The sequence below is a fragment of the Pseudomonas sp. B21-028 genome, from assembly GCF_024749045.1.
In the GTDB taxonomy this organism is placed as follows: domain Bacteria; phylum Pseudomonadota; class Gammaproteobacteria; order Pseudomonadales; family Pseudomonadaceae; genus Aquipseudomonas.
In genome coordinates this window covers 5,784,589-5,797,982 of record NZ_CP087184.1, presented here as the reverse complement: position 1 = coordinate 5,797,982, position 13,394 = coordinate 5,784,589, and the positions used below count along the sequence as shown (strand labels likewise).

The following is a 13,394-nucleotide window of genomic DNA, read 5'->3' as shown; positions in this document are numbered from 1 at the left end:
GGTAGAAGACCATGGCACGACTGAAAGAGATTTACCGGAAGGAAATCGCACCGAAGCTTAAGGAAGAACTTAAGCTGGCGAACGTGATGGAAGTTCCGCGCATTACCAAGATCACCCTGAACATGGGTCTGGGCGAAGCGATCGGTGACAAGAAAATCATCGAGCACGCGGTAGCTGACCTGGAGAAGATCACCGGCCAGAAAGTCGTTGTGACTCACGCTCGCAAATCCATCGCTGGCTTCAAAGTCCGCGAAGGTTGGCCGATCGGTGTCAAAGTGACCCTGCGTCGCGATCGTATGTATGAGTTCCTGGATCGTCTGCTGTCGATCTCCCTGCCTCGGGTTCGCGACTTCCGCGGCCTGAATGCCAAGTCCTTCGATGGTCGTGGCAACTACAGCATGGGCGTGAAAGAGCAGATCATTTTCCCGGAAATCGATTACGACAAGATCGATGCTCTGCGCGGTCTGGACATTACCCTGACCACCACTGCCAAATCGGATGACGAAGGTCGCGCTCTGCTGCGTGCTTTCAAATTCCCGTTCCGCAACTGATTGGAGTAGGAAAATGGCCAAGAAGAGCATGAAGAACCGTGAGCTGAAGCGTCAGCTCACCGTTGCCAAGTACGCCACCAAGCGTGCAGCGCTGAAAGCTATCATCGTTGATCTGAACGCAAGTCCAGAAGCACGTTGGGAAGCTACCGTAGCACTGCAGAAGCAGCCACGTGACGCAAGCGCCTCGCGCATGCGTAACCGCTGCCGCCTGACTGGTCGTCCGCACGGCGTATACCGCAAGTTCGGCCTCGGCCGTAACATGCTGCGCCAAGCTGCAATGCGTGGTGACGTTCCAGGTCTGGTTAAAGCCAGCTGGTAAGCACTGTCAAAGTCTCGGTGGTCGGGATCCCAGGATCCTGACCACCGGTGGCCTTGAAGCAGAATCAAGCCCCTTTTGGGGCTTGATTCATTTCTGGGGTATGTCTAGAATGACCGGCTCGCCTGAGCCCGTGTTTTTCTTGCCCGGAGTTTCTCGGCGACACGTAGTAGCCGCAAGGCTAATTTTTTTGCATTAGGAGCGTCTAGCCCATGAGTATGCAGGACCCGTTAGCGGACATGCTAACTCGAATCCGTAATGCCCAGATGGCTGAAAAGTCCGTCGTAAGCATGCCGTCTTCCACGTTGAAGGTGGCTGTAGCAAAAGTCCTGAAGGACGAAGGTTACATCGCGGGTTATCAGATCAGCAGCGAAATCAAGCCACTGCTGTCCATCGAGCTGAAATACTTCGAAGGCCGTCCGGTCATCGAGGAAGTGAAGCGCGTTAGCCGTCCAGGCCTGCGTCAGTACAAGTCCGTCGAGGATCTGCCGAAAGTTCGCGGCGGTCTGGGCGTGTCTATCGTCTCCACCAACAAAGGTGTGATGACTGATCGTGCTGCGCGCGCTGCCGGTGTCGGCGGCGAAGTTCTTTGCACTGTGTTCTAAGGGGGGATAAGCATGTCTCGCGTCGCTAAGAACCCCGTTAAGCTGCCAGCCGGTGTCGAAGTCAAATTCGCAGGCCAACAGCTTTCGGTGAAGGGTGCCAAGGGCACTCTTGAACTGAACATCCATTCGTCCGTTGAGATCGTTGAAGAGTCCGGTGAGCTGCGTTTCGCTGCTCGCAATGGCGATCAACAGACTCGCGCAATGGCTGGTACCACTCGTGCGTTGGTAAACAACATGGTCCAAGGCGTAAGCCAAGGCTTCGAGCGCAAGCTCCAGCTGGTCGGTGTTGGTTACAAAGCGCAAGCAAAAGGCTCGGTTCTGAACCTGGCTCTTGGCTTCTCGCACCCAGTGGATTACGAACTGCCGGAAGGCATCACCGCTGAGACTCCTAGCCAGACCGATATCCTGATCAAGGGCATCGACAAGCAGCTGGTAGGTCAAGTGGCCGCCGAGATCCGCGACTTCCGTCCACCAGAGCCGTACAAAGGCAAAGGTGTGCGCTACGCGGACGAAGTCGTCCGTCGTAAAGAAGCCAAGAAGAAGTAGGGCATAGCAAATGACCGACAAAAAAGTTACTCGACTGCGTCGCGCTCGCAAAGCACGCCTGAAAATGCACGAACTCGAAGTCGTGCGTCTCTGCGTGTTCCGCTCTTCGCAGCACATCTACGCCCAGGTCATTTCGGCCGACGGCAACAAGGTCCTGGCAAGTGCCTCGACTTTGGATAAAGAACTGCGTGATGGTGCCACCGGCAACATCGACGCGGCCACTAAGGTTGGCCAGCTGGTCGCTACGCGTGCTAAAGCCGCTGGCGTCTCGCAGGTGGCTTTCGACCGCTCTGGCTTCAAGTACCACGGCCGCGTCAAGGCGCTGGCTGATGCTGCTCGTGAAGCTGGGCTGGAGTTCTAAGTTATGTCAAATAACGACCAAAAGCGCGACGAAGGCTACATCGAGAAGCTGGTTCAAGTTAACCGCGTAGCCAAAACCGTTAAAGGCGGCCGTATCTTCACTTTCACCGCGCTGACCGTGGTGGGTGATGGTAAAGGCCGTGTTGGCTTCGGCCGTGGCAAGTCGCGTGAAGTGCCTGCTGCGATCCAGAAGGCAATGGAAGCTGCTCGCCGCAACATGATCCAGGTTGATCTGAACGGCACCACCCTGCAGTACGCAATGAAGTCTGCCCATGGCGCTTCGAAGGTGTACATGCAGCCTGCTTCTGAAGGTACCGGTATCATCGCTGGCGGCGCTATGCGTGCTGTCCTCGAAGTTGCTGGCGTTCAGAACGTTCTGGCCAAGTGCTACGGCTCGACTAACCCTGTAAACGTGGTTCACGCCACTTTCAAGGGTTTGAAAGCAATGCAGTCTCCTGAATCCATTGCCGCCAAGCGTGGCAAAAGCGTCAAGGAGATCTTCTGATCATGGCTACCGTAAAAGTTACGCTGATCAAAAGCATGACCGGCCGCATCCCTAACCACAAACTGTGCGTTAAGGGTCTGGGTCTGCGTCGCATCGGTCACACTGTAGAAGTCCAGGATACTCCCGAGAATCGCGGGATGATCAACAAGGCTTACTACATGCTGCGTGTCGAGGGTTAATCGATGAAACTCAATGATCTGAGTCCAGCGCCGGGTTCCCGTCGCGAAAAGCATCGTCCGGGCCGTGGTATCGGTAGTGGTTTGGGCAAGACCGGTGGCCGTGGCCACAAAGGTCAGACCTCCCGCTCCGGTGGCACCATTGCTCCAGGCTTTGAAGGCGGTCAACAGCCGCTGCATCGTCGCCTGCCGAAGTTCGGTTTCGTTTCCCTGAAGGCCATGGACCGCGCAGAAGTGCGTCTGTCCGAGCTGGCTAAAGTGGACGGCGACATCGTCACCGTGCAGTCCCTGAAGGATGCCAACGTGATCAACCAGAACGTACAGCGTGTGAAAATCATGCTGTCGGGCGAAGTTGCTCGCGCTGTCACCATCGGAAAGGGAATCGGCGCCACCAAAGGTGCGCGTGCGGCTATCGAAGCAGCTGGCGGCAAGTTCGAGGAATAAATGGCTAAGCAAGGTGCTCTCTCTGCGCTCGGCAAAGGCGGTATGTCTGAACTCTGGGCTCGTCTGCGTTTTCTGTTCCTGGCGATTATCGTCTACCGAATAGGCGCACACATCCCGGTTCCAGGTATCAACCCGGACCGACTCGCAGACCTGTTTCGACAGAATGAGGGGACCATTCTTAGCTTGTTCAACATGTTTTCCGGCGGTGCGCTGGAGCGGATGAGCATCTTTGCACTGGGGATCATGCCGTACATCTCGGCATCGATCATCATGCAGCTGATGACAGCCGTCAGCCCGCAGCTGGAGCAGTTGAAGAAGGAAGGTGAAGCTGGCCGTCGCAAGATCAGCCAGTACACCCGCTACGGCACTGTCGTACTCGCTCTCGTCCAGGCCATTGGCATGTCCATTGGCCTGGCGGGGCAGGGCGTTTCGTTCAATGCTGACCTCAGCTTCTATTTCGTCGCGGTTACCACGTTTGTGGCAGGCGCGATGTTCATGATGTGGTTGGGTGAGCAGATTACTGAGCGTGGTGTTGGCAACGGTATCTCGATGTTGATCTTCGCAGGTATCGTCGCCGGTCTTCCGAGAGCGATCGGGCAGTCTTTCGAGTCTGCGCGTCAGGGTGATATCAACATTTTCGCCCTGGTTGCCATCGGTTTGCTGGCAGTAGCGATTATCGGTTTCGTGGTGTTCATTGAGCGTGGTCAGCGTCGTATTGCTGTTCACTACGCCAAGCGTCAGCAAGGCCGCAAGGTGTTTGCTGCGCAGACTAGCCACTTGCCGTTGAAGGTGAACATGGCCGGCGTTATCCCGGCTATTTTCGCGAGCAGCATCTTGCTGTTCCCGGCTTCGTTGGGTGCCTGGTTCGGCCAGTCTGAAGGTATGGGCTGGTTGCAGGACATCTCGCAGTCGATCGCTCCTGGTCAGCCGTTGAATATTCTGCTGTTTAGTGCAGGGATTATTTTCTTCTGCTTCTTCTATACGGCGTTGATGTTCAATCCGAAAGACGTAGCGGAAAACCTGAAGAAGTCCGGTGCCTTTATTCCGGGCATCCGTCCAGGTGAGCAGTCTGCGCGCTACATTGATGGCGTTCTGACTCGCTTGACCATGTTCGGTGCTCTTTACATGACGGCCGTCTGCCTGTTGCCCCAGTTTCTGGTGGTTGCGGCAAACGTACCGTTCTACCTTGGCGGGACCTCGTTGCTGATCGTGGTCGTGGTTGTGATGGACTTCATGTCCCAAGTACAATCGCACCTCGTTTCGCACCAGTACGAATCCCTGATGAAGAAAGCCAACCTGAAGGGCTACGGCAGCGGCATGCTGCGCTGAGTAGCGTCCATAAGGTTCGAGGAGTTGGTGATGAAAGTTCGTGCATCGGTGAAAAAGCTGTGCCGTAACTGCAAGATTATTCGCCGCGAAGGTGTTGTTCGAGTAATTTGCAGCGCGGAACCGCGTCACAAACAGCGCCAAGGCTGAGTGTGATTGTGCTTTAAGCCCGGCAGCTAGTGCGCTGCCGGGTTGATTATTTGTTATTACAGCGATATTATCTCGCGCCCTATTTCTTGGCTTCCGGGGCGTAGGTAGCTGTCAATTGGAGTCCCACTGAATGGCCCGTATTGCAGGCGTCAACATTCCAGATAACAAGCATACTGTTATCTCGCTGACCTACATCTATGGTGTTGGTCGCACTACTGCGCAGAAAATTTGTGCAGTGGCTGGGGTCAACCCAGCGGCAAAGATCAAAGATCTGAGCGACGAGCAGATTGAACAGCTGCGTGGCGAAGTGGCGAAGTTCACCACTGAAGGTGACCTGCGTCGCGAAGTCAACATGAAAATCAAGCGCTTGATGGACCTCGGTTGCTATCGCGGTCTGCGTCATCGTCGTGGTCTGCCAGTACGCGGTCAGCGTACCAAGACCAACGCGCGTACCCGTAAGGGTCCGCGTAAGCCGATCCGCAAGTAATCGCCCCAGCGAATCGACAGGAATTTAATCATGGCAAAACCTGCTGCTCGTCCTCGTAAAAAAGTTAAAAAGACAGTGGTTGATGGCATCGCCCACATCCATGCTTCTTTTAACAACACCATCGTGACCATTACCGACCGTCAAGGTAACGCTCTTTCCTGGGCTACCTCCGGTGGTTCGGGTTTCCGCGGTTCCCGCAAGTCCACCCCGTTCGCTGCTCAAGTAGCTGCTGAGCGTGCTGGTCAAGCTGCGCTGGAATACGGCCTGAAAAACCTCGATGTCAACGTCAAGGGTCCAGGTCCAGGTCGTGAATCCGCAGTTCGTGCTTTGAACGGCTGTGGCTACAAGATCGCCAGCATCACCGACGTGACGCCAATCCCGCACAACGGGTGCCGTCCGCCGAAGAAGCGCCGCGTGTAATCCAGGAGATTGTAAAGAATGGCTCGTTACATTGGTCCAAAATGCAAACTCGCTCGTCGCGAAGGCACCGATCTCTTCCTGAAGAGCGGCGTGCGCGCGATCGAATCGAAGTGCAACATTGAAGCAGCACCTGGTATCCACGGCCAACGCCGCGGTCGCCAGTCCGATTACGGCACCCAACTGCGTGAAAAGCAGAAGGTCCGTCGTATCTACGGCGTTCTCGAGCGTCAATTCAGCGGCTACTACAAAGAAGCTGCTGGCAAGAAAGGCGCAACCGGCGAAAACCTGTTGCAGCTGCTCGAATGCCGTCTGGACAACGTTGTATACCGTATGGGTTTCGGCTCCACTCGTGCCGAATCCCGTCAGCTGGTATCGCACAAGTCGATCAGCGTTAACGGTCAGACCGTAAACGTTCCGTCCTACCAGGTTCGTGCTGGTGACGTGGTTGCTGTTCGCGAGAAAGCAAAGAACCAACTTCGCATTGTCCAAGCTCTCGATCTGTGTGCCCAACGTGGCCGCGTAGAATGGGTAGAAGTAGACACTGAGAAGAAGTCGGGCGTTTTCAAGAACGTTCCAGCTCGCAGTGATCTGTCCGCCGACATCAACGAAAGCCTGATTGTCGAGCTCTACTCCAAGTAAGGGCTAGAAAATAGGTGCATCCATGCAGATTTCGGTAAATGAGTTCCTGACACCCCGCCATATTGATGTGCAGGTTGTCAGTCCAACCCGCGCCAAGATCACTCTCGAGCCTCTCGAGCGTGGTTTCGGCCACACCCTGGGCAACGCGCTGCGCCGCATCCTGTTGTCCTCAATGCCCGGCTGTGCAGTAGTCGAGGCCGAGATTGACGGTGTACTCCACGAGTACAGCGCCATCGAAGGCGTACAGGAAGATGTCATTGAAATCCTGTTGAACCTTAAAGGTCTGGCTATCAAGCTGCACGGTCGTGACGAAGTTACGCTGACCTTGTCGAAGAAGGGTTCGGGGGTGGTTACCGCTGCCGATATTCAGCTGGATCATGATGTCGAGATCGTTAACCCCGATCACGTAATCGCTAACCTGGCGTCTAACGGCGCCCTGAACATGAAGCTCACCGTAGCTCGTGGTCGTGGTTATGAACCGGCAGACTCGCGTCAGAGCGATGAAGACGAAAGCCGCAGCATCGGTCGCTTGCAGCTCGACTCTTCGTTCAGCCCGGTTCGCCGCATCGCATACGTGGTGGAAAACGCCCGTGTCGAGCAGCGTACCAACCTGGACAAGCTGGTTATTGATCTGGAAACCAACGGTACCCTGGATCCTGAAGAGGCTATCCGCCGCGCTGCAACCATCCTGCAACAGCAGTTGGCTGCGTTCGTCGACCTCAAGGGTGACAGTGAGCCAGTGGTTGTCGAGCAGGAAGACGAGATCGATCCGATCCTGCTTCGCCCGGTTGACGATCTGGAACTGACTGTACGTTCGGCTAACTGCCTTAAGGCGGAAAACATCTACTACATCGGCGACCTGATTCAGCGTACCGAAGTAGAGCTGTTGAAGACTCCGAACCTTGGCAAGAAATCCTTGACTGAAATCAAGGACGTTCTGGCCTCCCGCGGTCTGTCCCTCGGCATGCGCCTCGACAACTGGCCGCCTGCAAGTCTTAAGAAGGACGACAAGGCGACTGCCTGATCGTCGTAATCACCGAACGTTGTGTTTGGTAAGGAATGAACCATGCGTCATCGTAAAAGTGGTCGTCACCTGAGCCGCACCAGCTCGCACCGCAAGGCCATGTTCCAAAACATGGCGGTGTCGCTGTTCGAGCACGAGCTGATCAAAACTACACTGCCGAAAGCCAAAGAACTGCGTCGCGTTGCTGAGCCGCTGATCACTCTGGCCAAGACAGATAGCCTGGCTAACCGCCGTCTGGCTTTCGACCGTACTCGTTCGAAAGCTATCGTTGGTAAGCTCTTCAACGACCTGGGCAAGCGTTACGCTACCCGTGAGGGTGGCTACCTGCGCATCCTCAAGTGCGGTTTCCGCGCTGGCGACAACGCGCCTATGGCGTACGTCGAGTTGGTTGATCGTGCTACCGGCGGTGAAGCTGTATCCGCTGAGTAAGACGGCAATATACAAAGAACCGGGCCTAGTGCCCGGTTTTTTGTGCCTGCTAAAAAAGGCGAGAGAGCCGTTGCGGCTGGCTTGGCTATTGGCAATAGGGCGGCGTTAGATAATGACTATCGACGCCCATGATTTAATAAATTTGGATACTGTCACTAACATGCTCAATACTCCTTTTCAGCCGATTAGCCGGCAGTTCGAAGACCGACCGAGGAAGATTGAGCATGAGCCAGATCAAAACGCTTACGACCGCAAGCGGCGCCCCTGTCGCCGATAACCAGAATTCTCGCTCCGCTGGCCCGCGGGGCCCGCTGTTGCTCGACGATTTCCACCTCATCGAGAAGCTTGCTCACTTCAATCGCGAGAACATCCCTGAGCGCCGTGTACACGCCAAGGGCTCGGGCGCCTACGGCACATTCACGGTAACCCGGGACATCACCCAGTACACCAGCGCCAAGCTGTTCGATTCGGTCGGTAAGCAGACGCCAACGTTCCTGCGGTTCTCCACCGTGGGCGGTGAGCGTGGGTCTGCCGACACCGAGCGCGATCCCCGTGGTTTCGCCCTGAAGTTCTATACCGAAGAAGGCAACTGGGACATCGTTGGCAATAACACACCAGTCTTCTTCATTCGTGATCCGCTGAAGTTTCCGGACTTCATCCATACCCAGAAGCGTCTGCCACAAAGCAATCTGAAAAGTGCCCAGGCGATGTGGGATTTCTGGTCTCATTCTCCAGAAGCCTTGCACCAGATCACCATTCTGTTCTCTGACCGCGGCATTCCTGACGGCTACCGTCATATGCACGGCTTCGGTAGCCACACCTACAGTCTGATCAATGCCCAAGGCGAGCGTCACTGGGTGAAGTGGCACTACAAGACCAAGCAAGGCATCAAGAACCTGGCTCCGGCTGAAGCCGCACGGCTGGCGGGCACTGACCCGGACTATGCCCAGCGTGACTTGTTCAATGCCATTGAGCGCGGTGACTTCCCGAAATGGAGCGTTTGCATCCAGATCATGACCGAAGCCCAGGCTGCCGCTCATTACGAGAATCCGTTCGACGTGACCAAGACCTGGTCGCAGAAAGAGTTTCCGTTGATTGAAGTCGGGGAGCTCGAACTCAACCGTAATCCGCTGAACTACTTTGCCGAAGTGGAACAGGCGGCGTTTGGGCCAAGCAACATGGTGCCAGGCGTAGGCCTGTCGCCGGACCGCATGCTGCAGGGCCGTGTGTTCGCCTACGCCGATGCCCACCGCTACCGTGTTGGCACCAATCACCAGCAATTGCCGGTGAATGCACCGCGCAGTCCGGTCAATACTTACCAGCGCGACGGAGCCATGGCGTTTGGCAGCAACGGCGGGGCGGCACCGAACTACGAGCCCAACAGCTACGTAGAGGCGCCGAAGCAAGCCCCGCATTACGCGGAGCCTGCCCTGGCCCTTACCGGGGCGGCGGATCGTTACGATCATCGGGAAGACACGGACTACTACAGCCATGCCGGTGCGCTGTTCCGCCTGATGAACAGCGAGCAGCAAGCCCTGCTGATCAGCAACATCGCCGGCGCAATGGGTGGTGTATCGGCGGATGTCGTCGACCGTCAACTGCAGCATTTCTTCAAAGCGGACGCCGCTTATGGAGAAGGTATCGCAAAGGCGTTGGGCGTACAGCTTAACTAAGTCTAAACGAGAAGCAGAACCGCCCTCATTCGGGCGGTTTTTGCGTTATTTAGCTTGGTTTTCTCAGAATTTCTTCGCATTTATTGCGATGTGGCAGTGACCTGGCGGTTGGCTTGGTTCAAACTAGGGTCTTTCAAGGCTTGTGGAGATGTAGGGCGATGCAAGGTCACCCGGACGTAATCGATTACCTCAACACGCTGCTGACAGGCGAACTGGCAGCCCGTGATCAATATTTCATCCATTCGCGGATGTACGAGGATTGGGGTTTTACCGAGCTCTACGAACGTATCAACCATGAGATGGAAGAAGAGGCACAGCATGCCGATGCGCTGATGCGCCGGATCCTGATGCTCGAAGGTACGCCGCGCATGCGCCCGGACGACCTGGACATCGGCACCACCGTGCCAGACATGCTCGCTGCCGACCTGCGCCTGGAATACAAGGTCCGGGCTGCGCTGTGTAAGGGTATCGAGCTGTGCGAACAGCACAACGACTATGTCACCCGCGAAATCCTGCGTGTTCAGCTCAATGACACCGAGGAAGATCATACCTACTGGCTTGAGAAGCAACTGGGTTTGATCAAGTTGATCGGGTTGGAGAATTACCTGCAATCGCAGTTCTGATCGAGATAAATGGTGGGAGCGAGCCTGCTCGCGATAGCGATTGATCGTCGCATGAATGACAACTGACACACCGCTATCGCGAGCAGGCTCGCTCCCACAGAAAAGCAAAAGCCCCTGTCATCGATGAGATGACAGGGGCTTTTTCATGCTCGGGAATTGATCAGTCCCGATCGCGCTCCAGCAACGGTTTCAGGTAGTGCCCCGTGTGGGACTGCTTCATCCCGGCGACCTGCTCAGGCGTACCTACCGCGATGATCTGGCCGCCCTTGGAACCGCCTTCCGGTCCCAGGTCCACCAGCCAGTCGGCCGTCTTGATCACGTCGAGGTTGTGTTCGATCACCACCACGGTATTGCCGTGGTCGCGAAGGCGATGCAGCACGTCGAGCAATTGCTGGATATCGGCGAAGTGCAGACCGGTGGTCGGCTCGTCGAGGATGTACAGGGTCTTGCCGGTGTCGCGCTTGGACAGCTCCCGGGACAGCTTGACCCGCTGGGCTTCGCCGCCGGACAACGTCGTCGCCGATTGGCCAAGCTTGATGTACGACAGGCCGACATCCATCAACGTCTGCAGCTTGCGCGCCAGGGCCGGCACCGCGTCGAAGAATTCCCGGGCCTCCTCGATGGTCATCTCGAGGGTTTCGTGGATGTTCTTGCCCTTGTATTTGATCTCAAGGGTCTCGCGGTTGTAGCGCTTGCTCTTGCATACATCGCAAGGCACGTAGATGTCCGGCAGGAAGTGCATCTCCACCTTGATCAGGCCGTCGCCCTGGCAGGCTTCGCAGCGCCCACCCTTGACGTTGAACGAGAACCGTCCCGGACCGTAGCCCCGGGAACGAGATTCCGGCACGCCGGCGAACAACTCACGGATCGGCGTGAACAACCCGGTGTAGGTCGCCGGGTTGGAGCGCGGGGTACGACCGATCGGGCTCTGGTCGATGTCGACGACCTTGTCCAGATGCTCCAGGCCCTTGATGCTGTCGTGGGGGGCGGCTTCCAGCGTGGTCGCGCCGTTCAGGGCCGTGGCGCTGAGAGGAAACAGCGTATTGTTGATCAGCGTCGACTTGCCGGAGCCGGACACGCCGGTAACGCAGGTCAGCAGGCCGATCGGTATTTCCAGATCGACGTTGCGCAAGTTGTTGCCACGGGCGCCCTTGAGGGTCAGCGACAGCTTCTTGTTGCGCGGCGTTCGTTTGGCCGGAACCTTGATCTTCACCCGTCCCGACAGGTACTTGCCGGTCAGGGAGTCGGGGTGCGCCATGACTTCGGCGGCGGTGCCCTGGGCAACGATATGCCCGCCATGCACACCGGCACCCGGGCCAATGTCCACGACGTAATCGGCCAGGCGGATCGCATCTTCGTCATGCTCGACCACGATCACTGTGTTGCCGATGTCCCGCAGGTGCTTGAGGGTGCCCAGCAGTCGGTCGTTGTCCCGTTGGTGCAGGCCAATGGATGGCTCGTCGAGGATGTACATGACCCCCACCAGGCCGGCGCCGATCTGGCTCGCCAGGCGGATACGCTGGGCTTCGCCACCGGACAGCGTGTCTGCGCTGCGGTCGAGGGTGAGGTAATCCAGCCCGACGTTCACCAGGAATTGCAGGCGTTCGCTGATTTCCTTGAGGATCTTGTCGGCAATTTCACCCCGGCGACCAGTGAGTTTCAGGCCAGCGAAGTAATTGGTGGCGTCGCCGATGGGCAGGTTGGTCACTGCCGGCAATGTCTTCTCGCCCACCCACACATGCCGCGCCTCGCGACGCAGGCGGGTGCCGCGGCAGTCAGGGCAGGGCTGGGTGCTGAGGAACTTGGCCAGTTCTTCGCGCACGCTGGCCGATTCCGTCTCGCGGTAGCGTCGCTCGAGATTCGGCACGATGCCTTCGAACGGGTGGGAGCGCTTGACGATATCGCCACGGTCGTTCAGGTATTTGAAGTCGACGCTCTGCGAACCGCTGCCATGCAGGATGTATTTCTGCTGGTCGGCGGGCAGTTCGTTGAAGGGCTTGTCCAGGCTGAACTTGTAATGGGCCGCCAACGACCCGAGCATCTGGAAGTAATAGACGTTGCGCCTGTCCCAGCCGCGAATCGCACCTTCGGCCAGGGTCAGTTCGCCGTTGACCAGGCGCTTGGTGTCGAAGAACTGCTTAACCCCCAGGCCATCGCAGGTCGGGCAGGCGCCGGCCGGGTTGTTGAACGAGAACAGCTTGGGCTCCAGCTCGCTGATGGCATGGCCGCAGACCGGGCAGGCAAAGCGCGCGGAGAAAATGATTTCCTCGCCGGGCTCGTCGTCCATCGGCGCCACCAGGGCGATGCCGTCAGCCAGTTTCAGCGCGGTCTCGAAGGATTCGGCCAGCCGCTGCTGCAGATCGGCCCGGACCTTGAAGCGGTCGACCACCACATCGATCGAATGCTTCTTCTGTTTGTCCAGCTTCGGCAGTTCGTCCAGTTCGCAGAGCTTGCCATTGACCCGGGCCCGCACGAAGCCCTGTGCCCGCAATTCTTCGAACACCAGCAGGTGTTCGCCTTTGCGTTCGCGAATGACCGGCGCGAGCAGCATCAACTTGCTGCCTTCCGGCTGGGCCAGCACCAGGTCGACCATCTGGCTGACGGTCTGGGCTTCCAGGGGAATGTCGTGGTCGGGACAGCGGGGAATGCCGACCCGCGCGTACAGCAGGCGCAGGTAGTCGTAGATCTCGGTGATGGTGCCAACCGTCGACCGCGGGTTATGAGATGTCGATTTCTGTTCGATGGAGATGGCTGGCGACAGGCCTTCGATGGTATCGACGTCGGGTTTTTCCATCATCGACAGGAACTGCCGGGCGTAGGCCGACAGCGATTCGACATAGCGTCGCTGGCCTTCGGCGTACAGGGTATCGAATGCCAGCGATGACTTGCCGGATCCGGACAGGCCGGTGATGACGATCAGCTTGTCCCGTGGCAGGGTCAGGTCGATGTTCTTCAGGTTGTGGGTACGGGCCCCACGAATCAGGATCTTGTCCAAAGTGGCCTCGCTCGGCGGGCGTCGAAAACGTAGGAGTATACGGGCAAATACTGGATGGATAAACACTATTGAGCATGCGATCGCAGCCATACATGAAGACTGCGCGTCAAACAGTCGCGATATAC

At 57.2% G+C, this 13,394-nt stretch carries 18 protein-coding genes; 17 read left to right on the top strand and 1 reads right to left on the bottom strand.

The window, feature by feature from the left end:
- The first annotated feature begins 11 nt into the window (after nucleotides 1-11).
- The 17 genes from rplE (at nucleotide 12) to bfr (ending at nucleotide 10,274) form a co-directional block, all read left to right on the top strand.
- Complete coding sequence (gene rplE, locus LOY35_RS25190; RefSeq protein ID WP_258628467.1) at nucleotides 12-551, top strand: 50S ribosomal protein L5; 540 nt, start codon at nucleotides 12-14, stop codon at nucleotides 549-551.
- A gap of 13 nt (nucleotides 552-564) precedes the next feature.
- The gene (gene rpsN, locus LOY35_RS25185; RefSeq protein WP_003186042.1) at nucleotides 565-870 is read left to right on the top strand and encodes a 30S ribosomal protein S14; all 306 of its coding nucleotides are present in this window, start codon (nucleotides 565-567) and stop codon (nucleotides 868-870) included.
- A gap of 209 nt (nucleotides 871-1,079) precedes the next feature.
- On the top strand, nucleotides 1,080-1,472 hold the full coding sequence (rpsH, locus tag LOY35_RS25180; RefSeq protein ID WP_017848802.1) for a 30S ribosomal protein S8: 393 nt from the start codon (nucleotides 1,080-1,082) through the stop codon (nucleotides 1,470-1,472).
- Between the two features lie 12 nt (nucleotides 1,473-1,484).
- Nucleotides 1,485-2,018, top strand: a complete 534-nt coding sequence (gene rplF / locus LOY35_RS25175) for a 50S ribosomal protein L6 (RefSeq protein ID WP_258628465.1) — start codon at nucleotides 1,485-1,487, stop codon at nucleotides 2,016-2,018.
- 10 nt (nucleotides 2,019-2,028) lie between these two features.
- Nucleotides 2,029-2,379, top strand: a complete 351-nt coding sequence (gene rplR, locus LOY35_RS25170; RefSeq protein WP_003186037.1) for a 50S ribosomal protein L18 — start codon at nucleotides 2,029-2,031, stop codon at nucleotides 2,377-2,379.
- A 3-nt stretch (nucleotides 2,380-2,382) separates the two neighbouring features.
- Nucleotides 2,383-2,883, top strand: coding sequence for a 30S ribosomal protein S5 (gene rpsE, locus LOY35_RS25165; RefSeq protein ID WP_003186035.1), 501 nt, complete (start codon nucleotides 2,383-2,385; stop codon nucleotides 2,881-2,883).
- A 2-nt stretch (nucleotides 2,884-2,885) separates the two neighbouring features.
- On the top strand, nucleotides 2,886-3,062 hold the full coding sequence (gene rpmD / locus LOY35_RS25160; protein WP_003176408.1) for a 50S ribosomal protein L30: 177 nt from the start codon (nucleotides 2,886-2,888) through the stop codon (nucleotides 3,060-3,062).
- 3 nt (nucleotides 3,063-3,065) lie between these two features.
- Complete coding sequence (gene rplO, locus LOY35_RS25155; protein WP_003186032.1) at nucleotides 3,066-3,503, top strand: 50S ribosomal protein L15; 438 nt, start codon at nucleotides 3,066-3,068, stop codon at nucleotides 3,501-3,503.
- Nucleotides 3,504-4,832 carry a preprotein translocase subunit SecY gene (gene secY / locus LOY35_RS25150; protein ID WP_024778331.1) on the top strand — a complete coding sequence of 443 codons (1,329 nt, stop codon included), beginning with the start codon at nucleotides 3,504-3,506 and terminating at the stop codon, nucleotides 4,830-4,832.
- 30 nt (nucleotides 4,833-4,862) lie between these two features.
- Entirely contained in the window at nucleotides 4,863-4,979 is a 117-nt protein-coding gene (rpmJ, locus tag LOY35_RS25145; RefSeq protein WP_002555468.1) for a 50S ribosomal protein L36, read from the top strand.
- A 130-nt stretch (nucleotides 4,980-5,109) separates the two neighbouring features.
- Nucleotides 5,110-5,466, top strand: a complete 357-nt coding sequence (gene rpsM / locus LOY35_RS25140) for a 30S ribosomal protein S13 (RefSeq protein ID WP_024778332.1) — start codon at nucleotides 5,110-5,112, stop codon at nucleotides 5,464-5,466.
- A 30-nt stretch (nucleotides 5,467-5,496) separates the two neighbouring features.
- Complete coding sequence (gene rpsK / locus LOY35_RS25135) at nucleotides 5,497-5,886, top strand: 30S ribosomal protein S11 (protein ID WP_002555466.1); 390 nt, start codon at nucleotides 5,497-5,499, stop codon at nucleotides 5,884-5,886.
- Nucleotides 5,887-5,904: 18 nt separating this feature from the next.
- Nucleotides 5,905-6,525, top strand: coding sequence for a 30S ribosomal protein S4 (rpsD, locus tag LOY35_RS25130; protein WP_003176404.1), 621 nt, complete (start codon nucleotides 5,905-5,907; stop codon nucleotides 6,523-6,525).
- A 22-nt stretch (nucleotides 6,526-6,547) separates the two neighbouring features.
- Nucleotides 6,548-7,549, top strand: a complete 1,002-nt coding sequence (locus tag LOY35_RS25125) for a DNA-directed RNA polymerase subunit alpha (protein ID WP_003186012.1) — start codon at nucleotides 6,548-6,550, stop codon at nucleotides 7,547-7,549.
- 42 nt (nucleotides 7,550-7,591) lie between these two features.
- A complete protein-coding gene (rplQ, locus tag LOY35_RS25120; RefSeq protein WP_024778333.1) occupies nucleotides 7,592-7,978 on the top strand; it encodes a 50S ribosomal protein L17 in 387 nt (128 codons plus the stop codon).
- 224 nt (nucleotides 7,979-8,202) lie between these two features.
- A complete protein-coding gene (locus tag LOY35_RS25115; protein WP_258628463.1) occupies nucleotides 8,203-9,651 on the top strand; it encodes a catalase in 1,449 nt (482 codons plus the stop codon).
- 158 nt (nucleotides 9,652-9,809) lie between these two features.
- Complete coding sequence (bfr, locus tag LOY35_RS25110; protein WP_024778335.1) at nucleotides 9,810-10,274, top strand: bacterioferritin; 465 nt, start codon at nucleotides 9,810-9,812, stop codon at nucleotides 10,272-10,274.
- A gap of 160 nt (nucleotides 10,275-10,434) precedes the next feature.
- Here bfr and uvrA read toward each other — a convergent pair whose 3' ends face one another.
- Nucleotides 10,435-13,269: an excinuclease ABC subunit UvrA gene (gene uvrA / locus LOY35_RS25105; protein WP_258628462.1), complete on the bottom strand. Its 2,835-nt coding sequence runs from the start codon at nucleotides 13,267-13,269 to the stop codon at nucleotides 10,435-10,437.
- Nucleotides 13,270-13,394 lie beyond the last annotated feature (125 nt).

What these genes read in the sequence shown, in the direction of transcription:
- secY (WP_024778331.1), top strand. Translation starts at nt 3,504, where the DNA reads ATGGCTAAGCAAGGTGCTCTCTCTGCGCTCGGCAAAGGCGGTATGTCT.
- rplF (WP_258628465.1), top strand. Translation starts at nt 1,485, where the DNA reads ATGTCTCGCGTCGCTAAGAACCCCGTTAAGCTGCCAGCCGGTGTCGAA.
- rplQ (WP_024778333.1), top strand. Translation starts at nt 7,592, where the DNA reads ATGCGTCATCGTAAAAGTGGTCGTCACCTGAGCCGCACCAGCTCGCAC.
- rplE (WP_258628467.1), top strand. Translation starts at nt 12, where the DNA reads ATGGCACGACTGAAAGAGATTTACCGGAAGGAAATCGCACCGAAGCTT.
- rpsH (WP_017848802.1), top strand. Translation starts at nt 1,080, where the DNA reads ATGAGTATGCAGGACCCGTTAGCGGACATGCTAACTCGAATCCGTAAT.
- LOY35_RS25125 (WP_003186012.1), top strand. Translation starts at nt 6,548, where the DNA reads ATGCAGATTTCGGTAAATGAGTTCCTGACACCCCGCCATATTGATGTG.
- rpsN (WP_003186042.1), top strand. Translation starts at nt 565, where the DNA reads ATGGCCAAGAAGAGCATGAAGAACCGTGAGCTGAAGCGTCAGCTCACC.
- rplO (WP_003186032.1), top strand. Translation starts at nt 3,066, where the DNA reads ATGAAACTCAATGATCTGAGTCCAGCGCCGGGTTCCCGTCGCGAAAAG.
- rpsD (WP_003176404.1), top strand. Translation starts at nt 5,905, where the DNA reads ATGGCTCGTTACATTGGTCCAAAATGCAAACTCGCTCGTCGCGAAGGC.
- rpmD (WP_003176408.1), top strand. Translation starts at nt 2,886, where the DNA reads ATGGCTACCGTAAAAGTTACGCTGATCAAAAGCATGACCGGCCGCATC.
- rpsM (WP_024778332.1), top strand. Translation starts at nt 5,110, where the DNA reads ATGGCCCGTATTGCAGGCGTCAACATTCCAGATAACAAGCATACTGTT.
- rpmJ (WP_002555468.1), top strand. Translation starts at nt 4,863, where the DNA reads ATGAAAGTTCGTGCATCGGTGAAAAAGCTGTGCCGTAACTGCAAGATT.
- bfr (WP_024778335.1), top strand. Translation starts at nt 9,810, where the DNA reads ATGCAAGGTCACCCGGACGTAATCGATTACCTCAACACGCTGCTGACA.
- rpsK (WP_002555466.1), top strand. Translation starts at nt 5,497, where the DNA reads ATGGCAAAACCTGCTGCTCGTCCTCGTAAAAAAGTTAAAAAGACAGTG.
- rplR (WP_003186037.1), top strand. Translation starts at nt 2,029, where the DNA reads ATGACCGACAAAAAAGTTACTCGACTGCGTCGCGCTCGCAAAGCACGC.
- LOY35_RS25115 (WP_258628463.1), top strand. Translation starts at nt 8,203, where the DNA reads ATGAGCCAGATCAAAACGCTTACGACCGCAAGCGGCGCCCCTGTCGCC.
- rpsE (WP_003186035.1), top strand. Translation starts at nt 2,383, where the DNA reads ATGTCAAATAACGACCAAAAGCGCGACGAAGGCTACATCGAGAAGCTG.